Origin of the sequence: Sulfurovum xiamenensis, assembly GCF_030347995.1 — a bacterium.
In the GTDB taxonomy this organism is placed as follows: domain Bacteria; phylum Campylobacterota; class Campylobacteria; order Campylobacterales; family Sulfurovaceae; genus Sulfurovum; species Sulfurovum xiamenensis.
Map to the genome: position 1 here is coordinate 11,819 of NZ_JAQIBC010000007.1, position 19,960 is coordinate 31,778.

Sequence of the window (19,960 nt, forward strand, 5' to 3'; positions counted from 1 at the left end):
CAAATTATCTTAAGCTGTTGTTATCTACATCTCCGTTAGGTCCTTCGGCAGCAGAGAAGTAGCCTTCTCTGTAGAGCCATTTATAGATATCTGCGGTGATAGGACCAGCCGTACTACCACCATGACCTCCATGTTCAACCAGTACTGTGACAATGTATTTAGGATCTTCATACGGAGCATACGTAGTGATCCAGGCATGGGAACGGTGATAATAGGCCAGCTCTTCCTCTTTTAAACGTACTTGCGTGGATTGAGGGATAGAAGTGACTTGTGAAGTACCAGTTTTACCGGCAACAACAATAGGCAGTTTACTCATGGTTCTATATGCCGTTCCGCTTCTTACATTACATACATCATACATCCCTTTTCTAATCTCATTCAAATAATACGTATTAAAACTCAAAGGCTTTATTTCAGGCTCAATTTTCTTCCCATCCACTTCCCTTGCAATCAATGGCTTAGCTAGGGATGCAGTAGCGATCAAGCCAGTATAACGTGCTACTTGTAAAGGTGTGACGAGGTCATATCCTTGACCTATCGCTGCGATGACTGTCTCACCCATATACCATGGCTGTTTATAACGTTTCATCTTCCATGCCTTATCTGGCATCACACCTGCATATTCACGTGGCAGATCCACGCCTGTTTGTACACCCAGACCAAAAGTACGAAGGTTTTCTGCCATCGCATCGATACCAACTTTTAAACTTTTGTTGTAAAAGTAGACATCACAACTCTCTCGTATCGCTTTTCTAAGATCAACCTTTCCATGTCCCCACCGTGACCAACATCTGAACTTATGTTTACTGCTACCCAGTGTGATATGCCCATTACAATACTCGGGTGCCCCAAGAGAATTAGGCAATGCTTTAGAGAATGCCAAGGCCATACCCATTTTTATCGTTGAGCCCGGAGGATAGGTTCCATGGATAAATTTGTTGGTAAAAGGATGATCAATATTATCCTGCAGGGCTTTCCACTCCTTAGAGCTGATGCCTCCAACAAAAAGATTAGGATCATAAGAAGGGTAACTCACTGCTGCTAAGACCTCACCATTGGTACGCATGACAACTGCCACTCCTGTATCCTCTCCAAAACGCTCATAGATCATCTTCTGGAGCTCTATATCTATATTGAGTTGTATATTTTTATTGTCTTTAGGAAGTTCTTTTTCAAGTACCTCTATGGCTTTATTCGTTGCCGTGACCTTACTGATCTCATAACCCAGTTCACCTTCCAGAACTTTATTATAATAGCGCTCCAGACCACTTTTTCCTGTTTTACCAACCTCATTGACAACAGGGTCTTTTTCATTTTCTTTTTTATTGGACCTTCCAGTGTATCCGACGATATGTGCAGCATACTTTCCATAAGGATAATAACGTTTTGTCTCCGCTTCGATTTTAATGTTCTCTATGAGACTTAATTTTGGATAAGCCCCCATCATATCTGCGTAATGTATAAAATCTACAACCTTTATATATTTGTGATTGTAAGGTGAATTGTGCTTTTTATAGACTTTCAACATCACTGTTTTATTGAGATCGGGAAATGTTTCAATTAGTTTTTCAATGACATTTTCCAACTGATGGTTCTTTACTTTCAAGTGTGGTGCAATAGAGAGTGAAAAACCGATCTGGTTCATGGCCAACAGGTTTCCACGAGCATCTGTTATCTCACCTCTTACGGGTTTAATAAACTGTTTTCGTTCTATATTCTCTTTTGCCAATCCCTCATAGTAAAAATTGGATTTGATACTAACATGATAGAGTCTTGTGATCATGACAGCCCAAAAAATAAGGAAGACCAATACGATAAACTTGTATCTCATAGGATCACCACAACTAACATATCTACGATAAGGGTATAAAGCAGGATCTCATCCAGGATAATACTCTGGGTCTGAAAGATAAAATCATAAGCAAACAGGCATCCCAAATACATAAGATCTAAAAAAACTACACTTAACAGCGCTCTGCATATGATACATCTTCGGAAATGTTTTAAAGAGGGATAGAGAAGTAAATAAAACAATAATGAAGAGATCACGGAAAGAAAGATCGGCAAAGAGAGATTGACTTCCAAATTGACCATATAGACAATAGCAAGTAAAATAAAGGGTGCTTTTGCTCTCTCTGATCCCTGCACCAACATATAACCCATGGCCCCTATCAAGAGGGGTAAAAAAACATAAATAGAGATAAGCATGGGATAAAAAAAGATGAATGTACCGGCAAATACCCAAAAGAAAAGGCCATGTTGCGCTTTTGTTACATGATCCATCAAAAACCCAGATTACGCTAATTTGTAGACCAAGGCTACTTCGTTACAAATAGGGAAATGAATACACTTGATACAATCCGCCCAGATCTTATGTTCAGGTATCACCTCTTTATCGATTTCTTTAAAATTCAATTTTAGAAAGAACTGAGGAAGGTACGTTAAGACAAGTACGTCCTCTTCCACACCTATATTCTTCGCTTCTTCCAGTGTGAACTGTACCATTCTCTGACCTACATTCTGTCCACGGTAGGCTTCATCTACGATAAGACTTCTGATCTCAGCCAGTCTTCTTGAGTGTATATGCAAGGCTGTATACCCCACAAGTTTCTCACCGTCTTTTGCCAAAACATAGGAGCGTATATTGGTTGCGACTTCATCTTCTGTGCGATTCAGGATGATCCCATCTTTTACTTCAGGGGCAACTAAAGCCTGCATAGCAGGGATATCACTCAGTTTTGCTTTTACAAGTTCAATCACTCTTTTTCCTCATTCTCTTCTACGCTGTCACTTTTGCTTTTAGTTCCATCCTCTACACCGAAAATCGTTTCCAGTATCATTTGATGTACTCTGTCATGACCATTCTTCTTCAGGTTTGAAAGTGTGATAGAACCGGGGAAGTCTTTTTTGAGCTTTGCTCTTTCTTTTTGATTGAGTTTATCGATCTTCGTAAACACTGTCAGGTACTTCTGATCAGGACGAATAAATTCAGAGATATACGCTTCTACGTCATCATCTATCTTGGCATGTGGATGGCGGGCATCACGAAGATGGATAAAAAGACGAATAGAGACACGATGCTGAATAAATTCCACAAGGTTCTTCTGCCACACTTCTTTCAATGACTTAGAAACCTTTGCATACCCAAATCCCGGTAGATCTACAAAACGTACAGGGTAACTCTCTTCATTGTAGAGATATCTCGTTTCAAAAAAATTGATCAGTTGTGTTTTCCCTGGTGTAGCTGAACTTTTAGCCAGGTTCTTTCTTTGTGTCAATGAATTCAGTGTAGAACTTTTCCCTACATTGGAACGTCCTAAAAAAACCACTTCACTCATATCTTCAGGTAAAGAGTCTGCAATGCTCTGTGCTGACTTGATAAATGCTGCTTCTACAACTCGAGGTGTACTCACTATTCGTCCTTCATATCAAAAATAAACTTCGCAGGCTTTTTACGGTTACCTTTCACATCTACACTCCCGGTAGACATATCCAAAATGATCTTATCACCATTGAGATGACTTTTCTTGACCAGATCATCCAAAATTGCTTTACCGATCAATACATAAAGTGATTGAACCGTATTGTACTCCACTTTATCTGCACTTCCTTTAAAATGTTTTTCATCCTTTTTAAACTCAAATTTCACTGATCCCATAGCTTCATATTTTTTTGTTTCATTATTGTCATCAAAGTAGACGATGACTCTATCGGCATGTAACCAGTCATCCCCTTTTTTTATTTTGGCATTACCTATGAAGTGTACTTCTTTCTTGAGCTCTTCTGCTTCCATAGATGTAGAAGTGATCTCTACCCTTTCTGCAAAAAGTGTCTGTGTGAGCATCACTAAAAGTATTATTTTTACAAAATGCATAGTGTCCCTTTGTGACCTGGTTGAATATTGTAGCACGATATTACTTGTCAGGGGTATAAAATACTGTATCCACTGTCTTACCGGTAGCCTTTTTTTGGCGTGTATCATACTCCATACTTTGTCCTTTGATAATATTTTCTCCTCTGGTACCGGTAAAAGGTGCTGTGATATGTAATATTTCACTCTTTTTATTATAGATAGCATGTTCTGTTTCATACCTATAGCCACCTTTCTCCTGCATGACCACATGACCGTCTAATTGAAGTATGTCATTCTCAAGTTTACCTTTGTCCGCAGAAAGTGACTCTATCTGATCATCAAGATATCGTATGTTCTCTACCTTCAATACACCCTTGTCCCTCACCCCATATGTACCATATATACGACTATTCATAGTTTCCGTATCTACTTCCGTCAAAGTGGTATCCATGAATTCAAGCTCTTTGGTAAATGCTTTACTTGGTGCATGAGCATCTTGTAACTTTAACATGAGAGCACCGGATATGATCCCGATGATCATAATGGTCAATATGTATTCTAATTTTATTCCCATAGCTCCAGATACTTCTTTTCAAGCCCTTCTTTAACAATGAGGTATTCTATCATTTCACGTACTGCACCATCTCCGCCTCTTTTGGAAAGTACTACATTAGCGATCTTATCTACATAAGCACTTGCGTCTCGTGGTACGAATGAAATTTTAGCCGCTTTTAGCATGGGTAGGTCATTAAGGTCATCTCCTATGGCTGCGACATTGTCCATAGTGAGGTCAAGCTTTTCCAAGAGTGATTCCAACACTTCTTTTTTATTGTCTATGCCCTGATAAAAATGTTCTATATGCAGCTCTTTTGCACGACGTGCAACAATGCTTGAAGTTCTTCCCGTGATGATAGCCACCTGTTTTCCCAGTCTTCTCCATGAAGCAATAGCCAAACCATCTTTTACGTTAAAAGACTTGATCTCATCACCATGTTCACTATACGTGATATGACTGTCTGTCATAGTACCGTCTACATCAAGTACAACCAGTTCAATACTCACAGTACACCCTTTGTACTTGGTATACCGGCATTTTCATTCACGGTTACCGCTCTGCGAAGCGCTACAGCCAGTGCTTTAAATGCAGCCTCTATGATGTGGTGTTTGTTTTTACCACGGTTATAGATAAGGTGAAGTGTCAAAGGAAGATTGAAGGCAAAGGCTTTAAAGAACTCTTCTACAAGCTCCACATCAAAGTTCCCTACTTTACCACCGATAGGAAGTTCAAATACAAGATACCCTCTATTTGACAGATCGATATCACAGGTCACACTGGCTTCATCCATAACGACAGTTGCATTACCGAAACGTTCTATGCTCTGTACAGGATAGATAGCTTGTTTAAGTGCCTGACCTATGACGATACCCACATCCTCAACCGTATGGTGATCATCAATATGTGTATCTCCTGTACACGTCACTTCCATGTCGATATGCGCATGTTTAGTGAAGGCTTCAAGCATATGATCATAAAATCCTACACCGGTGTTTATCTTGGCTTTTCCTGAACCATACAGGTTGAGCTTGACTGAAATTTGTGTCTCTTTGGTTTCTCTTGTTACTTCTATCATCTTTCTTCCTACTTTGATTAATTTCTTACGATAAATGCACCTTCTAGGTAATTATGCGCCTTAAAGTCCCTCGCTTCTTCTTCAGACCTGAACCCCATGAGCCATACACGGTACAGCGGTGCCCCATCGATATCATCAAAACGTCTTATGATGGTATTATAGCGTTTATACATGCCGCTATATTTTCTTTGATAGACTTTGGCACCTTCATAACGTCTGAATGCCCCTACTTGTACACCGAAATTGGAGAGTACTATACGTTTTTGCGTATGTTCTCTTTTCTGTCTTGCTATCGCTGCATCGGACTCAACTTTTCCTGCAAATCCGACCACCTCTATCGAAACTTTAGCGATCCCCATTTTGTCAAGTCCTATCTCTTTTCCGGCTGTATAACTGCAGTCAATGATCCGGCCTCTCACAAAAGGCCCTCTGTCATTAATACGGACGATCGTACTTTTACCATTGACCAAGTTATTGACTTTTACCATCGTATCCATGGGCCATGTTTTATGTGCTGCGGTTCTTGCATGCATATTATAGACTTCACCATTACTTGTCTGTTTACCATGAAAATTAGGTCCATACCAGCTTGAGATCCCATACATGACCTGTCCTACCTCTACATACGTTGGGTTGTAACGTTTGCCTAAGACCTTATAGGAACGCATAGTAGCTTTATGTCTGGCTGCACTTGTATATTTTGTGGCTTTAGGATCCCTAGGTTCCGGTCCACACCCTGTAAAAAGAGTACTTACCCCCAAAATAGTGATCAATAATATTGGGGATACAAGTCTCTTCATAATACCTCGGGGATGCATTTATATTTAGGTAGGTATTATCGCTTTATTTGACTTTGTTTTTGCTTGATAAACTAAGAGTTACAGTGCTCTGAGATAATCATTTTTAACGCTTCTATATCTAGTGGCTTTACAGCATAATCATCCATGCCTTTAGACATATACTTCTCTTTCTCTCCGGAAGAAGTATTCGCAGTGAGTGCGATGATAGGAACATGTTTCAAATGATGTTCTGTTTCATGTTGTATAATTTGCTTGCAGGCTTCCACACCATCCATCACAGGCATTTCAATATCCATAAATATAATGTCATAGACATTTTTTGTAGACATCGCAACTGCCTCTTTTCCATCATTGACCACAGTCACTTCCAGACCAAGGTTCTCCAAAATGATCTTTATGAGTTTGCAGTTGATCTGGTTGTCATCCGCCACGAGTGCATGTATGCCTTGATACTGTTCGGTATCTTCTACTGTATCAGAGGTAAGTATCTTCTCTTTCTTATGCTCACTTGCATTGGTTAAGATCCTGATCGTTTTTGCCAGACTGACAGGTGTGAGGACCACATCGGTAAAATGATGTTGTTGTGGATTGACACGCGCCCTTAAACTACCATTGGTCAAAAGTACAGATTTACACTCCAGAGCAGCACACTGTTCCAACTCTCCTGGCAATCTCGCATAGTGATGATCAAATATCATAATATCAGGTAAGCTTACAGGTGTCTCAGACTCAAAAAGATCTTCATAATAGTAGAATGAAAATGTTGCACCCAAGTGTTCTATATACGTTTGAAGATTGGTATCCAACTGACGATTGATACTCTTTACAGGAAGCGCAAGACCAACAGAGAGATCAGAAAAGTCAATATAGACACTAGGTTCATGATCTTTGTTTTTTTCTAATGGTAAAGTAAAGAAGAAAGTCGTTCCTTCATTCTCTTTACTTTTGACTTCAAGTTCTCCACCCATCAACTGAACCATTTTCCGTGATATAGTCAGTCCGAGTCCCGTACCTCCATATTTTCGGCTTGTACCTGCTGTTGCCTGTCCATAGGCTTCAAAAATAGTCTTTTGCTGTGCTTCACTCAGTCCGATACCGTTGTCACTCACAGAAAACTTTAACCCTGTGTGATCTTTGTCACTACTTACCCCTTCAACAAAAAGATTGATCTTACCGTAGGCATCCGTGAATTTAATGGCATTCCCTATAAGATTTGTCAATATTTGAGAAAGTTTTGTAGGATCACCGATCATATAAGGAGATAGAGTCGGATCGACCAATACCCCAAACTCAATGTCCTTTTGATCCGCCATTTGTGCAAAGGATGCTACCGTCAGATCGATGGTCTCAAATAAATTGAAAGGGATAGATTCGATCTCCATTTTTTCCGCATTCATTTTAGAAAGATCCAAAACATCATTCACTATAGCAATAAGATTGTTTGATGAATTTTCGATCAAGGAGATGAACTCTTCTTGATCTTCTGTTGTATCCATTTCTTTTAGAAGTTTAGTAAAACCTAAAATACCATTGAGCGGTGTACGGATTTCGTGAGACATGGTCGATAAAAATTGACTTTTTGCCTCTGCCTCCTCTCTAATCTTTTTTCCCTTTTCCACTAAAAGGGAAAAAAGATCCGCAATATATTTATATGCTGCTTCTCTTTGCTGTGTATGGATCCTCTCTTCATTATCTACCAAATGTTCAATACTATCTAATACAGATACAAGTGCTCTGTTTTCTCTTGTTTCTTTACGATAATCAAACCATATATATCCCAAGGACAAGAGACTCAACACTACAATCATTAACAAAGAGACAAAAAGCCCTGTATTAGCAGGATCCATCCTTTCCCATTCTCTATAACTCCAATAACTACTAAGGAACAACAATACAACAAGAGGAGCCATACGGACAGATATATCCAGAAGATTTTTTTTCACATTTTCCCTTTTACAACATATGATAAAATATAATAAATTCTTATTTTGATATTTTATCAAATATTTTCTTGTTTACGGGAATCACTAGCAGACTATCCAAGACAAGAAAATCATTTTTTAAATGGTTAGAAGTGATGATCTCCTCTGCATCTACATCATATAATTTAGCAATGCTCTCTACGGTTTCTCCTAGAGCAACTGTGTGTGATATCATATGTGACTTGAATACCCTCTTTTTATCTGGTAACGGGTATCGTAAATAAAAGGCATACACCTTATCAATAGGAATAGTGATCTTGTAAGTAGGTCTCTCTTGAGGTATAATTTCCTCTTTTAAACTTTTGTTCAAACTTAAAAGTTTTTCTTCTTTCATTTTTAACAATCTTGCAATCTCTTTGAGTGGTGTCCCGGAAAGCACGTCAACTTGTATCAGCCTATTTTCCAACTTCTCATCCGTCTCATTGTCAAAATCTAAAGTATCATTTTCACCTATCATAGCAAGAAGAAGGATCTTTTTCATATACTGACGTGTTTCACGGGGCAGATATTTCAAATTTCCATCGATCAAAACACTTAATTCATCTGTTCCAGCACGTTTGATAGCCCTACTTACACACCCCTCTCCACAATTGTAGGCAATGGCTGATAAATACCATTTACCAAACTGCTTATGCAGTTTATTGAGATAATTGATCGCTGCAGAGGTAGCACTGACCGTATCACACCGTTCATCATAGCTATGGCATACAGTCAGGTTATAATCTTTTGCCGTAGTGGGCATGAACTGCCATAGACCTACTGCTTTTTTGGGAGAAATTGCATCTGTGGAAAAACCAGATTCGACCATAGAGAGATAGATAAACAGATCACTTACACCATCTTCTACAAGAAGTCCCTGGATCGTTGGCAATATCTCTTTACCTCGAAGTAAAGAACGTCTATAAAATGATCGTAACTTTTTTTCATGTTTTAAGACAAAAGAGATGAACGCTTCATTATAGAGATAAGATTCATCCACATCAAATTCATGAAACACATAGGAATAGCTGGGATACTTATGGGCTAATGATGTTCCATAAACAAAACCTACACATAGTAAGTAAAAAAATAAAATACGTTTAACATATCTTATCCCTCTATACATTTCTATCAGAACCTAAAAAGTCTTTGGGCATTTTGAGTACTTAACGTTTCGATCGCTTCTCTACTGAGTGACGAGAGTTCAGCCATTTTATCTGCTACAAATGTAGTATAACTTGGCTCATTTCTCTCACCACGATGGGGATGAGGCGTAAGGTACGGTGCATCTGTCTCTATTACTAATTTATCTTGAGGAATTTTAGAATAGACATTAATCAGTTTTCTTGCATTTTTAAATGTCAATACGCCACCTATACCATAATAAAAATTCTTTTTCGCAAGTTTGAGTAAAGATTCATCTGCGTTATAACAATGTAGTACACCTCCCTCTTCCCCTGCATATTCATCAAGTAAAGCGAGACAATCCGGAGTTGATTCTCTTACATGGACTATCAGTGGCTTTTGCAGCTCTTTAGCCCAAAGTATCTGATCTATAAAAACTTCTTTTTGAAGTTTCTTCTCTTTTTCGATTTCTTCTTCTGATTCTGGTAGTCTAAAATAATCCAAGCCGCATTCGCCTATCGCGACACATTTAGGATGAGTTACATAGGGTTCTAAAAATGTTCTGTCATACTCACCCGCATCATAAGGGTGCACACCTACTGCAAAATAAATATTCTCATACCGTTCAGCCAAATCCACTGCTCTCTGCAATGTTTTAGGATCTGCCCCTGGTATAATGAATTTTTCTACACCTTTTTCTGTGGCATTTTCCAAAACCTGTTCTATATCATCATCATACCGTTCATCATCCAAATGACAATGTGTATCTATTAACATCTATATAATGTCCTTTTTTATACATTATAGCAAATTTCTTCTATATTCATCTCTTCAAACATGCTAATCTAACCTTCAATAAGTTATAGTTAAGCATAAATTATAATTTCGAAGGGCTGCTATGTCTGCATCAATCATCATATCTATCTTTGTTTTTCTTGTACTTTTACTTATCTTTCTTGAATACAGAAATGAGAAAAAGTATCAGGAAGGAAGACGCAAAAAACAAACAAAAACCGCTCCTGATACAAAAACTGCACCTTCAAAAGAACAAAAGAGAACTGCTCCAAAGCCTGAACCGAAACCCGAACCAAAACCTCAACCTAAAACAGAAATTGAACCTGTAGTGGAAGCAAAGCAAGAACCAAAACCTGAGCCTACAATAGAACTCGAACCCGAACCTAAAACAGAAACCATACAGGAGACAAAAGAACTACCTCAGGCGAATTATCCTCAGTTCACGCATGTCCGTCTAGTGGAAATGGGGCTTTCAGACGAAGAAGCAAAAGAATTCGTAGCTGAACTGATCCCACAAATAGAAACAGAGATCCCTCGCATCGAAGCGGCCATAGAAGAAAGAGATTTTCATAAAGTAGAAAAGTTGACACATGGGATCAAAGGTTCCGCGACAAATCTGGGTACAGGTGGCGTCTCAGATCTTTTAACTGATTACAACACCTATGTAAAAACGGGGACAGATGTTGACATAGCCAAAGCCTATCTTGAACATCTTGTACACTATACCAGTGAACTCAAAGCACAATATACTTAAGCCCTTAACTTTTTAGCAAACTCCAATGCTTCATCCGTAGGATTTTCTCCTGCAATGATCCTTGCAATCTCAGAAACACGGCTCACATCATTTAATACTTGCACCTTACTCTTTTGTCCTGCTTTTGTTACAACAATATGTTGTCCCGCTTTTGCGGTAAGATGCGGCTGATGTGAGATCGCAAAAACCTGGTACACAGAGGAGAGCTTATGTATCATCTCTGCTATAGCGATGGATTCATCGCCACTCACATTGGCATCTATCTCATCGAGTATAAGCACACCTTGTTTACTCTTATCTGCAGGTATGGTCGTTGCCATCAGAGCCAAACGTACACGGTTAAATTCGCCTCCACTGAGTGTCGCGGTTTTTGAAGACCCAAGCATCACCTCAACACAATCCATTCCCCCTTCTCCTAAACTATCAGAAGAGAATACAAAAGTAAGGGGAGGAAGTTTAAGTGTGGTCAGATACTCAGCTAAAGATTTTTCTAGTATCTTTGCCTCTTTTTTACGTGCCTGAGAGAGTTTTGAAGCAATGATCTGTAACTCTGAAAACTCTAAAGCCAAAAATGACTCCAACATACTCTTGTCTTTTTCTATATTCTGATATCCGGAAAGCTCTTTCTCTTTGGACTCTTTATAAGCTAATGCCTCTTCTATACTTCCATAACGGTTCTTCAGTGTTGTAAGATCAGCCAGACGATCCAGTACCTCTTCCACATTGACCTCTTCAAGTTCATCTGCAAGGTTTTCCGTCTCTTCAAAATCAGCACGAAGCTGGTTCATTGCATCATTAAATACTGATCCATCCTTATCTAAAAGTCGATAGACCTCTTCCACACTCGCTTCTAATGTAAAAATGTCTGCTGCTGTGGAAAGGGCATCTTTTATCTTATCGATACGGGAAAGTTGCTGTTTGACCTTGAGCAACTCCTCTTCTTCCCCTATCTGCGGGTTGATAGAAGCTATTTTTTCTACTTCATACGTAGCATATTCTATAAGTTCAGCAAGCTTTGCTTCATCTTCTTTTATCTTTGAGAGCTGTGAAGCTTTTTCTTTATAATTTCTATAACGTTTTCTGTACTCTTTGAGTAACTGCTTAAAGGTCTTGTCTTCGCTGAGAAGCTGACCGTCAATCATCTCTAAAAGTGTATCAGATTCAAAACCGCCTTTGTCACGCACAGAGAGGTACTTAACATACGGCAAAAACATGTCACTCAAAGCCTTTTTTGAGATATTTTGGCCATCGATAAAATAACGAAGCTTCTCTTTTTTAAGTGTCTTTACCGTCAGATCATTCTCAAGTTCATAGGCATCACTTTTTAACTGCTCAGGCTTTTGCAAGTTCACTTCGCAGAGTGCTGCAGCACCTTGTGTACTATATCCGAAACTGGAAAGTATCGCAGACATTAGTACGGATTTTCCTGCCCCGCTGGGTCCGGTTAAAACCACCAATCCATTTTCAAACTCTAATTCTACTTCATCAAAAGTAACAAGATCGCGTAAATATAAACGTTCTATCAATTCCCGGCACCCCATGAAAGTTTTTCTCTCAATACTGAGAAGTAATTACGCTCTTTTCTATGCAGAAGTTTTGCCCCACGTTTTGCACCCCTGATCACCAGTACATCTTCCGGAACCATCTCATAATCATCTTGTCCATCTATCACTGCAATGACACGTTCTTCAGGAGAAGAGAGTTCGATCGTAAAATCAGCAGGTACCACGAGAGGGCGCTGTGTCAAAGAGTGTGCCAGTATCGGTGTCATAATAAGTGCCTGCGTCAGTGGATACATGACAGGACCACCGGCTGCAAGATTATAGGCAGTCGATCCTGTAGGTGTCGCAATGATTAGACCGTCCCCTTTATAAGTATTAAATCTTTCTCCATCAATAGATGCGTATATGGTTGCAATCTTGGAGACTACAGGACGTGTGATCACTACATCGTTAAACGCAAAAAATGGCTCTTTTTGACCATTTTTTCTTTGTAGATACCCTTCTATCATCATACGTTCATCAATACGATATTCATCTCTGATCAGTTGATCTAAAAATGACTCTACATCATCTATGGTCACATCGGCCAAAAATCCTAAATTCCCGGCATTGATACCCACAACAGGTTTATCGTGTCCATGAGAACGACGCACCAATGAAAGCAACGTACCATCTCCACCCAAAGAGACTAAAAAGTCCGATTTTTCACACATTGTTTCAAAGGCCATACCTTTTAGACCTACCCTCTGTGCTGAACGTTCTGCCAAGATCACAGAAATACCTTTAGACTCGAACTGTGCCTTTATCCTTTCATAAAGTGACTTTATCTCTGGGTCGTTGGGTTTTAAGATAAACCCTGCAGTTTTTATCTGTGCTAATTTTTCACTACTCATCTTTTTCCTGATTTAAGAAATATAATTGTTAGAGTAGCATAAATGTACTGTTAGTATTTGAAAATATTTCATATTGCCATATTTTAAAGTGTGAATTTAACCCTAAACTACTTTTTGATATAATCGCGCCATTATAAACAGATAGGATAGTCATGAGAACACATTATTGTGCAGAAGTAAACGAAGAACATATTGGACAAGAAGTTACCGTTGCGGGTTGGGTCTCTTCACGTAGAGATCATGGTGGACTTATATTCATCGACCTTAGAGACAAAGATGAAGTAGTACAGCTTGTGTGTGATCCGGCAGACAATGCGGATGCACATAAACTAGCTGAAGAAGTAAGAGACCAATTTGTTTTGATAGCTAAAGGTAAAGTACGTGCTAGAGGTGAAGGACTGGAAAATCCTAAACTTAAAACCGGAAAGATCGAGATTGTAGTGGATGATCTTAACATAGAGAACCGTTCTAAACCTATGCCTTTTGATCTCAATGATGATAAGGTAAATGAAGAGATCAAACTGAAGCACCGTTACTTGGAACTGCGTACACAAAAATCTTACGATATCTTTAAGCTTCGTTCAAAAGCAACGATCGCTGCACGTAACTCACTTGATGCACTCAATTTCCTTGAAGTTGAAACACCTATCATTACCAAATCTACTCCGGAAGGTGCAAGAGATTACCTAGTACCTTCTCGTGTACATCCTGGTGAATTTTATGCACTGCCACAGTCTCCACAGCTTTTCAAACAATTGCTTATGGTTGGTGGTTTCGACCGTTACTTCCAGATCGCAAAATGTTTCAGAGATGAAGACTTGAGAGCAGACAGACAACCTGAATTTACACAAATAGATGTTGAGATGTCTTTCTGTGATCAGGAAGACGTGATAGCAGTTGCAGAAAAACTCATCCACGATGTATTCTCTGCATGTGGTTTTGATATTCCTACTACGTTCAAACGTATGCCTCACGCTGAAGCGATGGAGAAATACGGTTCAGACAAACCAGACATGCGTTATGACCTGGCAATGGTAGATGTGATCGACATTTTTGAAAGATGTGACAATGAGATCTTCTCAAATATCGCAAAAGCACCTAAGAAAAATCGTATCAAAGCACTGAAAGTACCAAAAGGTGATGAGATCTTCTCAAAACGTCAAATGAAAGGTTTTGAAGACTATGTACGTAAATTCGGTGCATCTGGTCTGGGTTACTTCCAGATGAAAGAAGATGGTCTTAAAGGTCCACTTACCAAATTCTTCACAGAAGAAGATATTCAGGCTATCATCGAAAGATGTGAACTTGAGGTAGGTGATGCTGTCTTCTTTGGTGCCGGTGAGAAAAAACTGGTATGGGATTATATGGGTCGTTTCCGTATCTATCTTGCAGAAACGATGGATATCATCCCTAAAGATACTTTTGAGTTCTTATGGGTCATGGACTTCCCTATGTTCGAAGTAGAAGACGGCAAGGTCAAAGCGCTTCACCATCCATTTACACAACCAAAATCACTCGATTATGAAGATATCGAAGATATTGAGTCTATCGCTTATGATATCGTACTTAATGGTACAGAACTAGGTGGTGGATCTATCCGTATCCATAAAGAAGCTGTGCAGGCAGAGATCTTTAAGCTCCTTGGTATCGATGAAGAGGAAGCACAAGACAAATTCGGATTCTTACTTGATGCACTCAAATTCGGTGCACCGCCACATGGTGGTTTTGCCTTAGGTCTTGACAGACTTATCATGCTTATGACAGGTGCTTCAAGTATCCGTGAAGTTATTGCATTCCCTAAAACACAAAAAGCACAGTGTCTTCTTACACAAGCACCAAGTGTTGTAGATGCAGAACAGCTTAAAGACCTAAGCCTTAGAATCAGACAAACACCAACAGCATAAAACAAAGGAAAGAAAAAACTATGAAAAAACTATTTTTAATCATTGGCGCACCAGGTTCAGGAAAAACAACAGATGCAAGTATCATCGCTGAGAAAAACAGTGACACTATCGTACACTACTCTACTGGAGATATGCTAAGAGAAGAAGTAGCAAGCGGAAGCGAATTGGGACAAACGATAGAAAGCTATATCTCTAAAGGTGCACTGGTACCACTGAACATCATCGTAGACACGATCGTATCTGCTATTAAAAATGCACCTGTAGACAATGTACTTATCGATGGGTATCCAAGAAGTACAGAGCAAATGACTGCTTTTGATGAACTGGTATCTAAAGAAGATGATATTGAACTTGCATCAGTCATAGAAGTAAGAGTAAGCGAGCAAGTAGCTAGAGAGAGAATTTTAGGCCGTCGTGCAGAAGCAGCCCCAGGTGAAGAGAGAAGTGATGACAGTGAAGAGGTATTCAACGATAGAATGAAGATCTATACAGATCCATTGGCTGAAATTCAAGCATTTTATACAGAGAAAAACCTTTTAGAAGTGATTTCTGGTGAGAGAACGCTTGAAGAAGTTGTTGCTGATATGGAAGCATTCGTTAAAAGCAAGATCTAAAACCCTCTACCCACTTTTATAGTGGGTAATACTACACTTTTTTTACTTCATAATTTTTATTCTCTTATTCAACTCATAATCTCATTTAATCTATATTTTATTACAAAAACAAATCCTACTCAATTAATATAAAACATAGAATATATTGCTAAATTTCCTTTAATATTTAATATATTTTAGCTACTATAGGTTTACATTTACTATAAGGACAAGGGAATGAACGTAAAGACAACAAGAACCTTAGGGAAATTAATCGCACTTTCACTTATCACTTCAACGATGATCCATGCAACAAACGGAGATAACCTTATCGCAATGGGTGCAAAAGCGAGAGGTATGGGTGGTGCTGGAATCGCTATGAGTCATGGTGCAGAATCTGCTTTAAGCAATGGTGCACTCATCACCAGTGTGGAAGGTACTGAAATCGGGTTTGGTGGTACGCTATTTATGCCAGATATTAAAACAGAAATAGCCGGTATGGGACCTAAGTATACTAGTGATGCAGATACAAATGTAATTCCAGAAGTATCTATTGCACATAAGATAGATGAAAATTGGTATATTGGTGTAGGTATGTGGGGAACTGCTGGTATGGGTACAGATTACAGTGAGGTACCAGGAAACTTTCAAATGGTTACAAACTTGCAACTTATGCAATTTGGAGTACCTATTGCCTATAAAACAGGTGGCTTGAGTCTTGCCGTCACCCCTATTCTCCAGTATGGTAATTTGGATATTAACTATGATTCTACGGGAATGCAAAATGGAGGTCCAAATGGTGCTGGATTAGCACAAGACTTTGGGTTTGGTTATAATTTAGGTCTTGCCTATGACTTCACCGCAAATGGTATCGATGGTCTTACATTTGGAGCTATGTATAGATCCGCTATAGAGATGGACTATAATCCTCAAATAAGCACGGCTATGGCAGGATTTGGTCGATCTAATTTTAGTGACAAACTTGAACAACCGGAAGAGTATGGTCTAGGTCTTGCTTATACTATGGGTCAACATACTTTTGCTTTTGACTACAAAAAAATAAAATGGTCTGATGCCCAAGGCTATGGTGATTATGGTTGGGATGACTCTGATGTCTACGCCATTGGTTACCAATATACAGAAAACGAATGGACCGTAAGACTAGGATACAATCATGCAGAGTCTGCAGTAGTAGAAACAGCAGATCCACTATTTAATATGTTAAATCTATTAGGTTTCCCTGCAACCCAAGAAGATCACTATACAGTAGGTGCAAGTTATGAATTTACAAGAGCTTTCTCTCTTGACTTAGCTTATGTTTATGCTCCTACAAATACTGAAACATTTAGTATAGCTCCTCTAGGTAGTACTATTACTACTGATCACGCGGAAGACAGTGTTTCTTTCCAATTAGCCTATACGTTTTAATCCCTGTTAAAACTTTTAGGAAGAGGTGCTTTTCAGCATCTCTTCCAGTGTCACTTTCGCATTCTCTCCCAGAGCATTGACATTATAACCCCCTTCTAAAAAAAACACAAAAGGCACATCTGCACTATCCAGTATACACCTCACTATATCTCTTATACCTTCCGTAGTGATGTTGAGTTGTGCCAAAGGGTCACTTTCATGCAGATCATACCCTGCAGAGACCAAGATGATATCAGGGTTAAAGTCCTTGACGAGTGAAGGCAGATCATTTTCATAGATGTCAAGTAATTCACTATCTGTAGTTCCAGCCATCACTGGAAAGTTTGCAGTGTAGCCAATGCCTTTACCCTCACCTTTCTCTGATGCGGCACCTGTACCGGGAAATATATACGCCTGATGTGATGAAAAATAAAATACAGAGTCATCAGCATAAAAAGTATCTTGTGTACCATTACCGTGATGCACATCAAAATCGACGATCATCACTTTTTTGTACCCTATACTCTGTGCATACCGTGCAGCTATAGCGATATTATTGAAAAGACAGAACCCCATAGCTTGTGCAGGTCTGGCATGATGTCCAGGTGGTCTTACAGCACAAAAAACCCGTTCAAATTCTTCAGACTTTATACCATCCAATGCCACTACTCCCGCCCCCACAGCCATTCTTGCTGCATCAAAAGAATCTACACTGCAAACCGTATCGGAATCTATGCGGCCACCATATGCACAAACGTTTTTAACGCTCTCAATATGTTCAGGAGAGTGTACAAGCTCTATGATACGCTCTGAAGCACTTATAGGAGATTTAAATGTCAAAGATGGATGCAGTACTTCAATGGCTTTATTAATTGCCGTCAAGCGATCTGGAGACTCTGGATGCATTGCTCCGGTATGATGCTGTAGATAGATATCATCCGTTATATACGCTACTTTCATGACATCATTATACTCTATTTTTCAGTATTTCGATCTCTTTTTTTAATTTCTCTATCTCTTTTTTCAGTCTTGCATTCTCTTTTCGTAAGCTATAAGGTTCTTTGTTTTCTTCTTTTACAGTAGACTTTTGGACTGTTTTCTCAACCGTGCCATCCAGTAAGATATAGACTACATCTTTACCGTTTTCTACGACTGTTTCTGTTGGTACTTGACCTGATTTGGTCATTTTCACTACATCGAACATACTCAATTTATGTTTTACGGCGTATGCTTTAATAGTTAATTTTTCCATGGTGATCCTACACAATTTATTTATTTTTCTAAGATATAATATGACAAATTTCATAAGGATTACAACATGTACAGTAAAAAATTCAACCCAATGATGCTATTGATACTCATCTCTCTAGTCTTTACTCAATTTTCATTTGCAAAACCAGCTGTCCAACTTAATGCAGATGTTGATATAGCTATCAAAAAATTTGAAAAAGAAGTGGTAGGAGGACCGGAATTTCTTTCAAAAGTAAAAGGATATCTTGTATTTCCTTCTGTCATCAAGGGTGGATTTATCGTTGGAGGTGAATATGGTGAAGGTGCCCTACGTATCAATGGTACAACAAAACACTTTTACAGTATGACATCCGCTTCTATAGGGTACCAAGCCGGTGTTCAAGAGCATTCTGTGCTGATCGCCTTTCTTTCAGAAGCCTCATTAAACAATTTTATTCGAAGTAATGGATGGGAAGCCGGTGTAGATGGTTCTATTACGGTAGCGGACTGGGGGAAAAATAAAGATATCACCTCTATCAGTTATGAAAAACCTATTGTGGCCTTTATCTATGGTGCAGAAGGATTAATGTTAGGTGTCAGTATAGAAGGTACAAAATTCCAAAGGATCATACCTAATTAATCGTTAAAACGATCCTTATAAGAACACTTCTGGCAAAGTTCTTCCACCGCTTTGCCCTCTTTAAATCCCTCTACCATATCTACAGCACGCTTTGCAGTTAGGATCTCATCCAGCGTATTTTCATGCAAATCTCCAAGTTCTATGATCCCATCACAATCCAAACAGCAAGGGACCACTTTCCCGCTGGCCAAGATAGCCACATGCGACTGTAGGCCTTGGCATGTACCATGCCCATAGTTTCTATTGTTTAAAGAAGGCCATTCAAAATAGTTGTCAAAATGTACAAGTATTTTAGAAGCTAAACGCAGTGACTTTGGTTTCTCTTCATAAATAGTTTTAAGATCAAGTTTGGTACCAAATGCAGACGAGAGTTTTTCAAAGAGTGTTTCATTGAACCTTCGTTCACTCATCATTTCATCTAAATTCCATACACGTAAATTAATAAAGATATCTTCTCCTCTCTCTAGCTTGGCTTCACATAACGCAAGTACGGGGTTCATATATTGTTCAAAGGTGATAGAAGTATCATTTTTATTGAAACTGTTGAGTGATATGTTGATCTGTTTTACACAAGGATGAAAAAGTGTATCATAAGAGTGTTTCTTTAAAAAGTATCCGCTGGTCGTGAGCATTGCTTTAAGCCCATGCTTGTGGATAATATTTAAATACGCATCCAGGTTGGACAGGGTCAGAGGGTCCCCGACAACATGACAAGCAATCTCCTTGGTATAGACTTTGGCTTGTTTCAAAATGGATTCAAAAAAATCGAGGTCCATCTCTTTCGTAGGTAAAGCCTTTGTCGGACAAAAGCTGCAAGAGAGTCCACATACATTTGTCAGTTCTATGTAAATACGGTAAAAATTCATGGATAC

At 39.0% G+C, this 19,960-nt stretch carries 22 protein-coding genes; 5 read left to right on the forward strand and 17 right to left on the reverse strand.

Annotated features, from left to right (window positions below; translation table 11 throughout):
- Positions 1–4: 4 nt before the first annotated feature.
- From mrdA to PF327_RS09075, 12 genes are all read right to left on the reverse strand, one after another.
- Positions 5–1,831 carry a penicillin-binding protein 2 gene (mrdA, locus tag PF327_RS09020; protein WP_008243418.1) on the reverse strand — a complete coding sequence of 609 codons (1,827 nt, stop codon included), beginning with the start codon at positions 1,829–1,831 and terminating at the stop codon, positions 5–7.
- Positions 1,828–2,283, reverse strand: coding sequence for a hypothetical protein (locus PF327_RS09025; protein ID WP_289402235.1), 456 nt, complete (start codon positions 2,281–2,283; stop codon positions 1,828–1,830). The genes mrdA and PF327_RS09025 overlap by 4 nt, the downstream gene beginning before the upstream one ends.
- A gap of 12 nt (positions 2,284–2,295) precedes the next feature.
- Positions 2,296–2,760 (reverse strand): N-acetyltransferase, encoded by a 465-nt coding sequence (locus PF327_RS09030; RefSeq protein ID WP_008243422.1) that lies wholly within the window; start codon positions 2,758–2,760, stop codon positions 2,296–2,298.
- The gene (yihA, locus tag PF327_RS09035; protein ID WP_289402236.1) at positions 2,757–3,413 is read right to left on the reverse strand and encodes a ribosome biogenesis GTP-binding protein YihA/YsxC; all 657 of its coding nucleotides are present in this window, start codon (positions 3,411–3,413) and stop codon (positions 2,757–2,759) included. The genes PF327_RS09030 and yihA overlap by 4 nt, the downstream gene beginning before the upstream one ends.
- Complete coding sequence (gene lptA / locus PF327_RS09040; RefSeq protein ID WP_289402237.1) at positions 3,413–3,874, reverse strand: lipopolysaccharide transport periplasmic protein LptA; 462 nt, start codon at positions 3,872–3,874, stop codon at positions 3,413–3,415. Before lptA ends, yihA begins: the two co-directional genes overlap by 1 nt.
- Positions 3,875–3,914: 40 nt before the next feature.
- Entirely contained in the window at positions 3,915–4,427 is a 513-nt protein-coding gene (gene lptC / locus PF327_RS09045) for an LPS export ABC transporter periplasmic protein LptC (RefSeq protein WP_289402238.1), read from the reverse strand.
- Complete coding sequence (locus tag PF327_RS09050; RefSeq protein ID WP_289402239.1) at positions 4,418–4,915, reverse strand: KdsC family phosphatase; 498 nt, start codon at positions 4,913–4,915, stop codon at positions 4,418–4,420. Before PF327_RS09050 ends, lptC begins: the two co-directional genes overlap by 10 nt.
- Entirely contained in the window at positions 4,912–5,484 is a 573-nt protein-coding gene (hisB, locus tag PF327_RS09055; protein WP_289402240.1) for an imidazoleglycerol-phosphate dehydratase HisB, read from the reverse strand. Before hisB ends, PF327_RS09050 begins: the two co-directional genes overlap by 4 nt.
- 17 nt (positions 5,485–5,501) lie before the next feature.
- Positions 5,502–6,284 (reverse strand): septal ring lytic transglycosylase RlpA family protein, encoded by a 783-nt coding sequence (locus PF327_RS09060; RefSeq protein WP_289402241.1) that lies wholly within the window; start codon positions 6,282–6,284, stop codon positions 5,502–5,504.
- A gap of 71 nt (positions 6,285–6,355) precedes the next feature.
- A complete protein-coding gene (locus PF327_RS09065) occupies positions 6,356–8,227 on the reverse strand; it encodes an ATP-binding protein (RefSeq protein WP_289402242.1) in 1,872 nt (623 codons plus the stop codon).
- A gap of 40 nt (positions 8,228–8,267) precedes the next feature.
- Positions 8,268–9,263 (reverse strand): lytic transglycosylase domain-containing protein, encoded by a 996-nt coding sequence (locus PF327_RS09070; protein WP_289402244.1) that lies wholly within the window; start codon positions 9,261–9,263, stop codon positions 8,268–8,270.
- 113 nt (positions 9,264–9,376) lie between these two features.
- On the reverse strand, positions 9,377–10,147 hold the full coding sequence (locus PF327_RS09075; RefSeq protein ID WP_289402245.1) for a TatD family hydrolase: 771 nt from the start codon (positions 10,145–10,147) through the stop codon (positions 9,377–9,379).
- Positions 10,148–10,268: 121 nt separating this feature from the next.
- Here PF327_RS09075 and PF327_RS09080 point away from each other — a divergent pair, with 121 nt between their 5' ends.
- On the forward strand, positions 10,269–10,919 hold the full coding sequence (locus PF327_RS09080; RefSeq protein WP_289402246.1) for an Hpt domain-containing protein: 651 nt from the start codon (positions 10,269–10,271) through the stop codon (positions 10,917–10,919).
- Here the strand turns inward: PF327_RS09080 and PF327_RS09085 are convergent.
- Together PF327_RS09085 and PF327_RS09090 are read right to left on the reverse strand one after the other, a co-directional pair.
- On the reverse strand, positions 10,916–12,445 hold the full coding sequence (locus PF327_RS09085) for a DNA repair protein RecN (RefSeq protein ID WP_289402247.1): 1,530 nt from the start codon (positions 12,443–12,445) through the stop codon (positions 10,916–10,918). The genes PF327_RS09080 and PF327_RS09085 overlap by 4 nt on opposite strands.
- On the reverse strand, positions 12,442–13,314 hold the full coding sequence (locus PF327_RS09090) for an NAD(+)/NADH kinase (protein WP_008243445.1): 873 nt from the start codon (positions 13,312–13,314) through the stop codon (positions 12,442–12,444). Before PF327_RS09090 ends, PF327_RS09085 begins: the two co-directional genes overlap by 4 nt.
- Positions 13,315–13,466: 152 nt before the next feature.
- Here PF327_RS09090 and aspS point away from each other — a divergent pair, with 152 nt between their 5' ends.
- From aspS to PF327_RS09105, 3 genes are all read left to right on the forward strand, one after another.
- Positions 13,467–15,218: an aspartate--tRNA ligase gene (gene aspS / locus PF327_RS09095; protein ID WP_289402248.1), complete on the forward strand. Its 1,752-nt coding sequence runs from the start codon at positions 13,467–13,469 to the stop codon at positions 15,216–15,218.
- A gap of 20 nt (positions 15,219–15,238) precedes the next feature.
- Complete coding sequence (locus PF327_RS09100; protein WP_008243447.1) at positions 15,239–15,832, forward strand: adenylate kinase; 594 nt, start codon at positions 15,239–15,241, stop codon at positions 15,830–15,832.
- 216 nt (positions 15,833–16,048) lie between these two features.
- Positions 16,049–17,239 carry an OmpP1/FadL family transporter gene (locus PF327_RS09105; RefSeq protein WP_289402249.1) on the forward strand — a complete coding sequence of 397 codons (1,191 nt, stop codon included), beginning with the start codon at positions 16,049–16,051 and terminating at the stop codon, positions 17,237–17,239.
- 15 nt (positions 17,240–17,254) lie between these two features.
- On the opposite strand, the gene PF327_RS09110 is transcribed toward PF327_RS09105, so the two are convergent.
- Positions 17,255–18,178, reverse strand: coding sequence for a histone deacetylase family protein (locus PF327_RS09110; RefSeq protein WP_289402250.1), 924 nt, complete (start codon positions 18,176–18,178; stop codon positions 17,255–17,257).
- Between the two features lie 7 nt (positions 18,179–18,185).
- Positions 18,186–18,470 carry a hypothetical protein gene (locus PF327_RS09115; protein ID WP_289402252.1) on the reverse strand — a complete coding sequence of 95 codons (285 nt, stop codon included), beginning with the start codon at positions 18,468–18,470 and terminating at the stop codon, positions 18,186–18,188.
- A gap of 66 nt (positions 18,471–18,536) precedes the next feature.
- Between PF327_RS09115 and PF327_RS09120 the strand changes: the two genes are divergently transcribed.
- Positions 18,537–19,088, forward strand: coding sequence for a lipid-binding SYLF domain-containing protein (locus tag PF327_RS09120; protein WP_289402253.1), 552 nt, complete (start codon positions 18,537–18,539; stop codon positions 19,086–19,088).
- Here the strand turns inward: PF327_RS09120 and PF327_RS09125 are convergent.
- Positions 19,085–19,954, reverse strand: a complete 870-nt coding sequence (locus PF327_RS09125) for a radical SAM/SPASM domain-containing protein (RefSeq protein WP_289402254.1) — start codon at positions 19,952–19,954, stop codon at positions 19,085–19,087. The two genes, PF327_RS09120 and PF327_RS09125, sit on opposite strands and share 4 nt — an antisense overlap.
- Between the last annotated feature and the right edge of the window lie 6 nt (positions 19,955–19,960).

Excerpts from the sequence above, each read along its gene's own strand:
- mrdA (WP_008243418.1), bottom strand. The coding sequence starts at position 1,831 with ATGAGATACAAGTTTATCGTATTGGTCTTCCTTATTTTTTGGGCTGTC.
- PF327_RS09125 (WP_289402254.1), bottom strand. The coding sequence starts at position 19,954 with ATGAATTTTTACCGTATTTACATAGAACTGACAAATGTATGTGGACTC.
- lptC (WP_289402238.1), bottom strand. The coding sequence starts at position 4,427 with ATGGGAATAAAATTAGAATACATATTGACCATTATGATCATCGGGATC.
- PF327_RS09080 (WP_289402246.1), top strand. The coding sequence starts at position 10,269 with ATGTCTGCATCAATCATCATATCTATCTTTGTTTTTCTTGTACTTTTA.
- PF327_RS09060 (WP_289402241.1), bottom strand. The coding sequence starts at position 6,284 with ATGAAGAGACTTGTATCCCCAATATTATTGATCACTATTTTGGGGGTA.
- PF327_RS09025 (WP_289402235.1), bottom strand. The coding sequence starts at position 2,283 with ATGGATCATGTAACAAAAGCGCAACATGGCCTTTTCTTTTGGGTATTT.
- PF327_RS09090 (WP_008243445.1), bottom strand. The coding sequence starts at position 13,314 with ATGAGTAGTGAAAAATTAGCACAGATAAAAACTGCAGGGTTTATCTTA.
- hisB (WP_289402240.1), bottom strand. The coding sequence starts at position 5,484 with ATGATAGAAGTAACAAGAGAAACCAAAGAGACACAAATTTCAGTCAAG.
- PF327_RS09100 (WP_008243447.1), top strand. The coding sequence starts at position 15,239 with ATGAAAAAACTATTTTTAATCATTGGCGCACCAGGTTCAGGAAAAACA.
- aspS (WP_289402248.1), top strand. The coding sequence starts at position 13,467 with ATGAGAACACATTATTGTGCAGAAGTAAACGAAGAACATATTGGACAA.
- PF327_RS09075 (WP_289402245.1), bottom strand. The coding sequence starts at position 10,147 with ATGTTAATAGATACACATTGTCATTTGGATGATGAACGGTATGATGAT.
- PF327_RS09110 (WP_289402250.1), bottom strand. The coding sequence starts at position 18,178 with ATGAAAGTAGCGTATATAACGGATGATATCTATCTACAGCATCATACC.
- PF327_RS09105 (WP_289402249.1), top strand. The coding sequence starts at position 16,049 with ATGAACGTAAAGACAACAAGAACCTTAGGGAAATTAATCGCACTTTCA.
- PF327_RS09120 (WP_289402253.1), top strand. The coding sequence starts at position 18,537 with ATGTACAGTAAAAAATTCAACCCAATGATGCTATTGATACTCATCTCT.
- lptA (WP_289402237.1), bottom strand. The coding sequence starts at position 3,874 with ATGCATTTTGTAAAAATAATACTTTTAGTGATGCTCACACAGACACTT.
- PF327_RS09115 (WP_289402252.1), bottom strand. The coding sequence starts at position 18,470 with ATGGAAAAATTAACTATTAAAGCATACGCCGTAAAACATAAATTGAGT.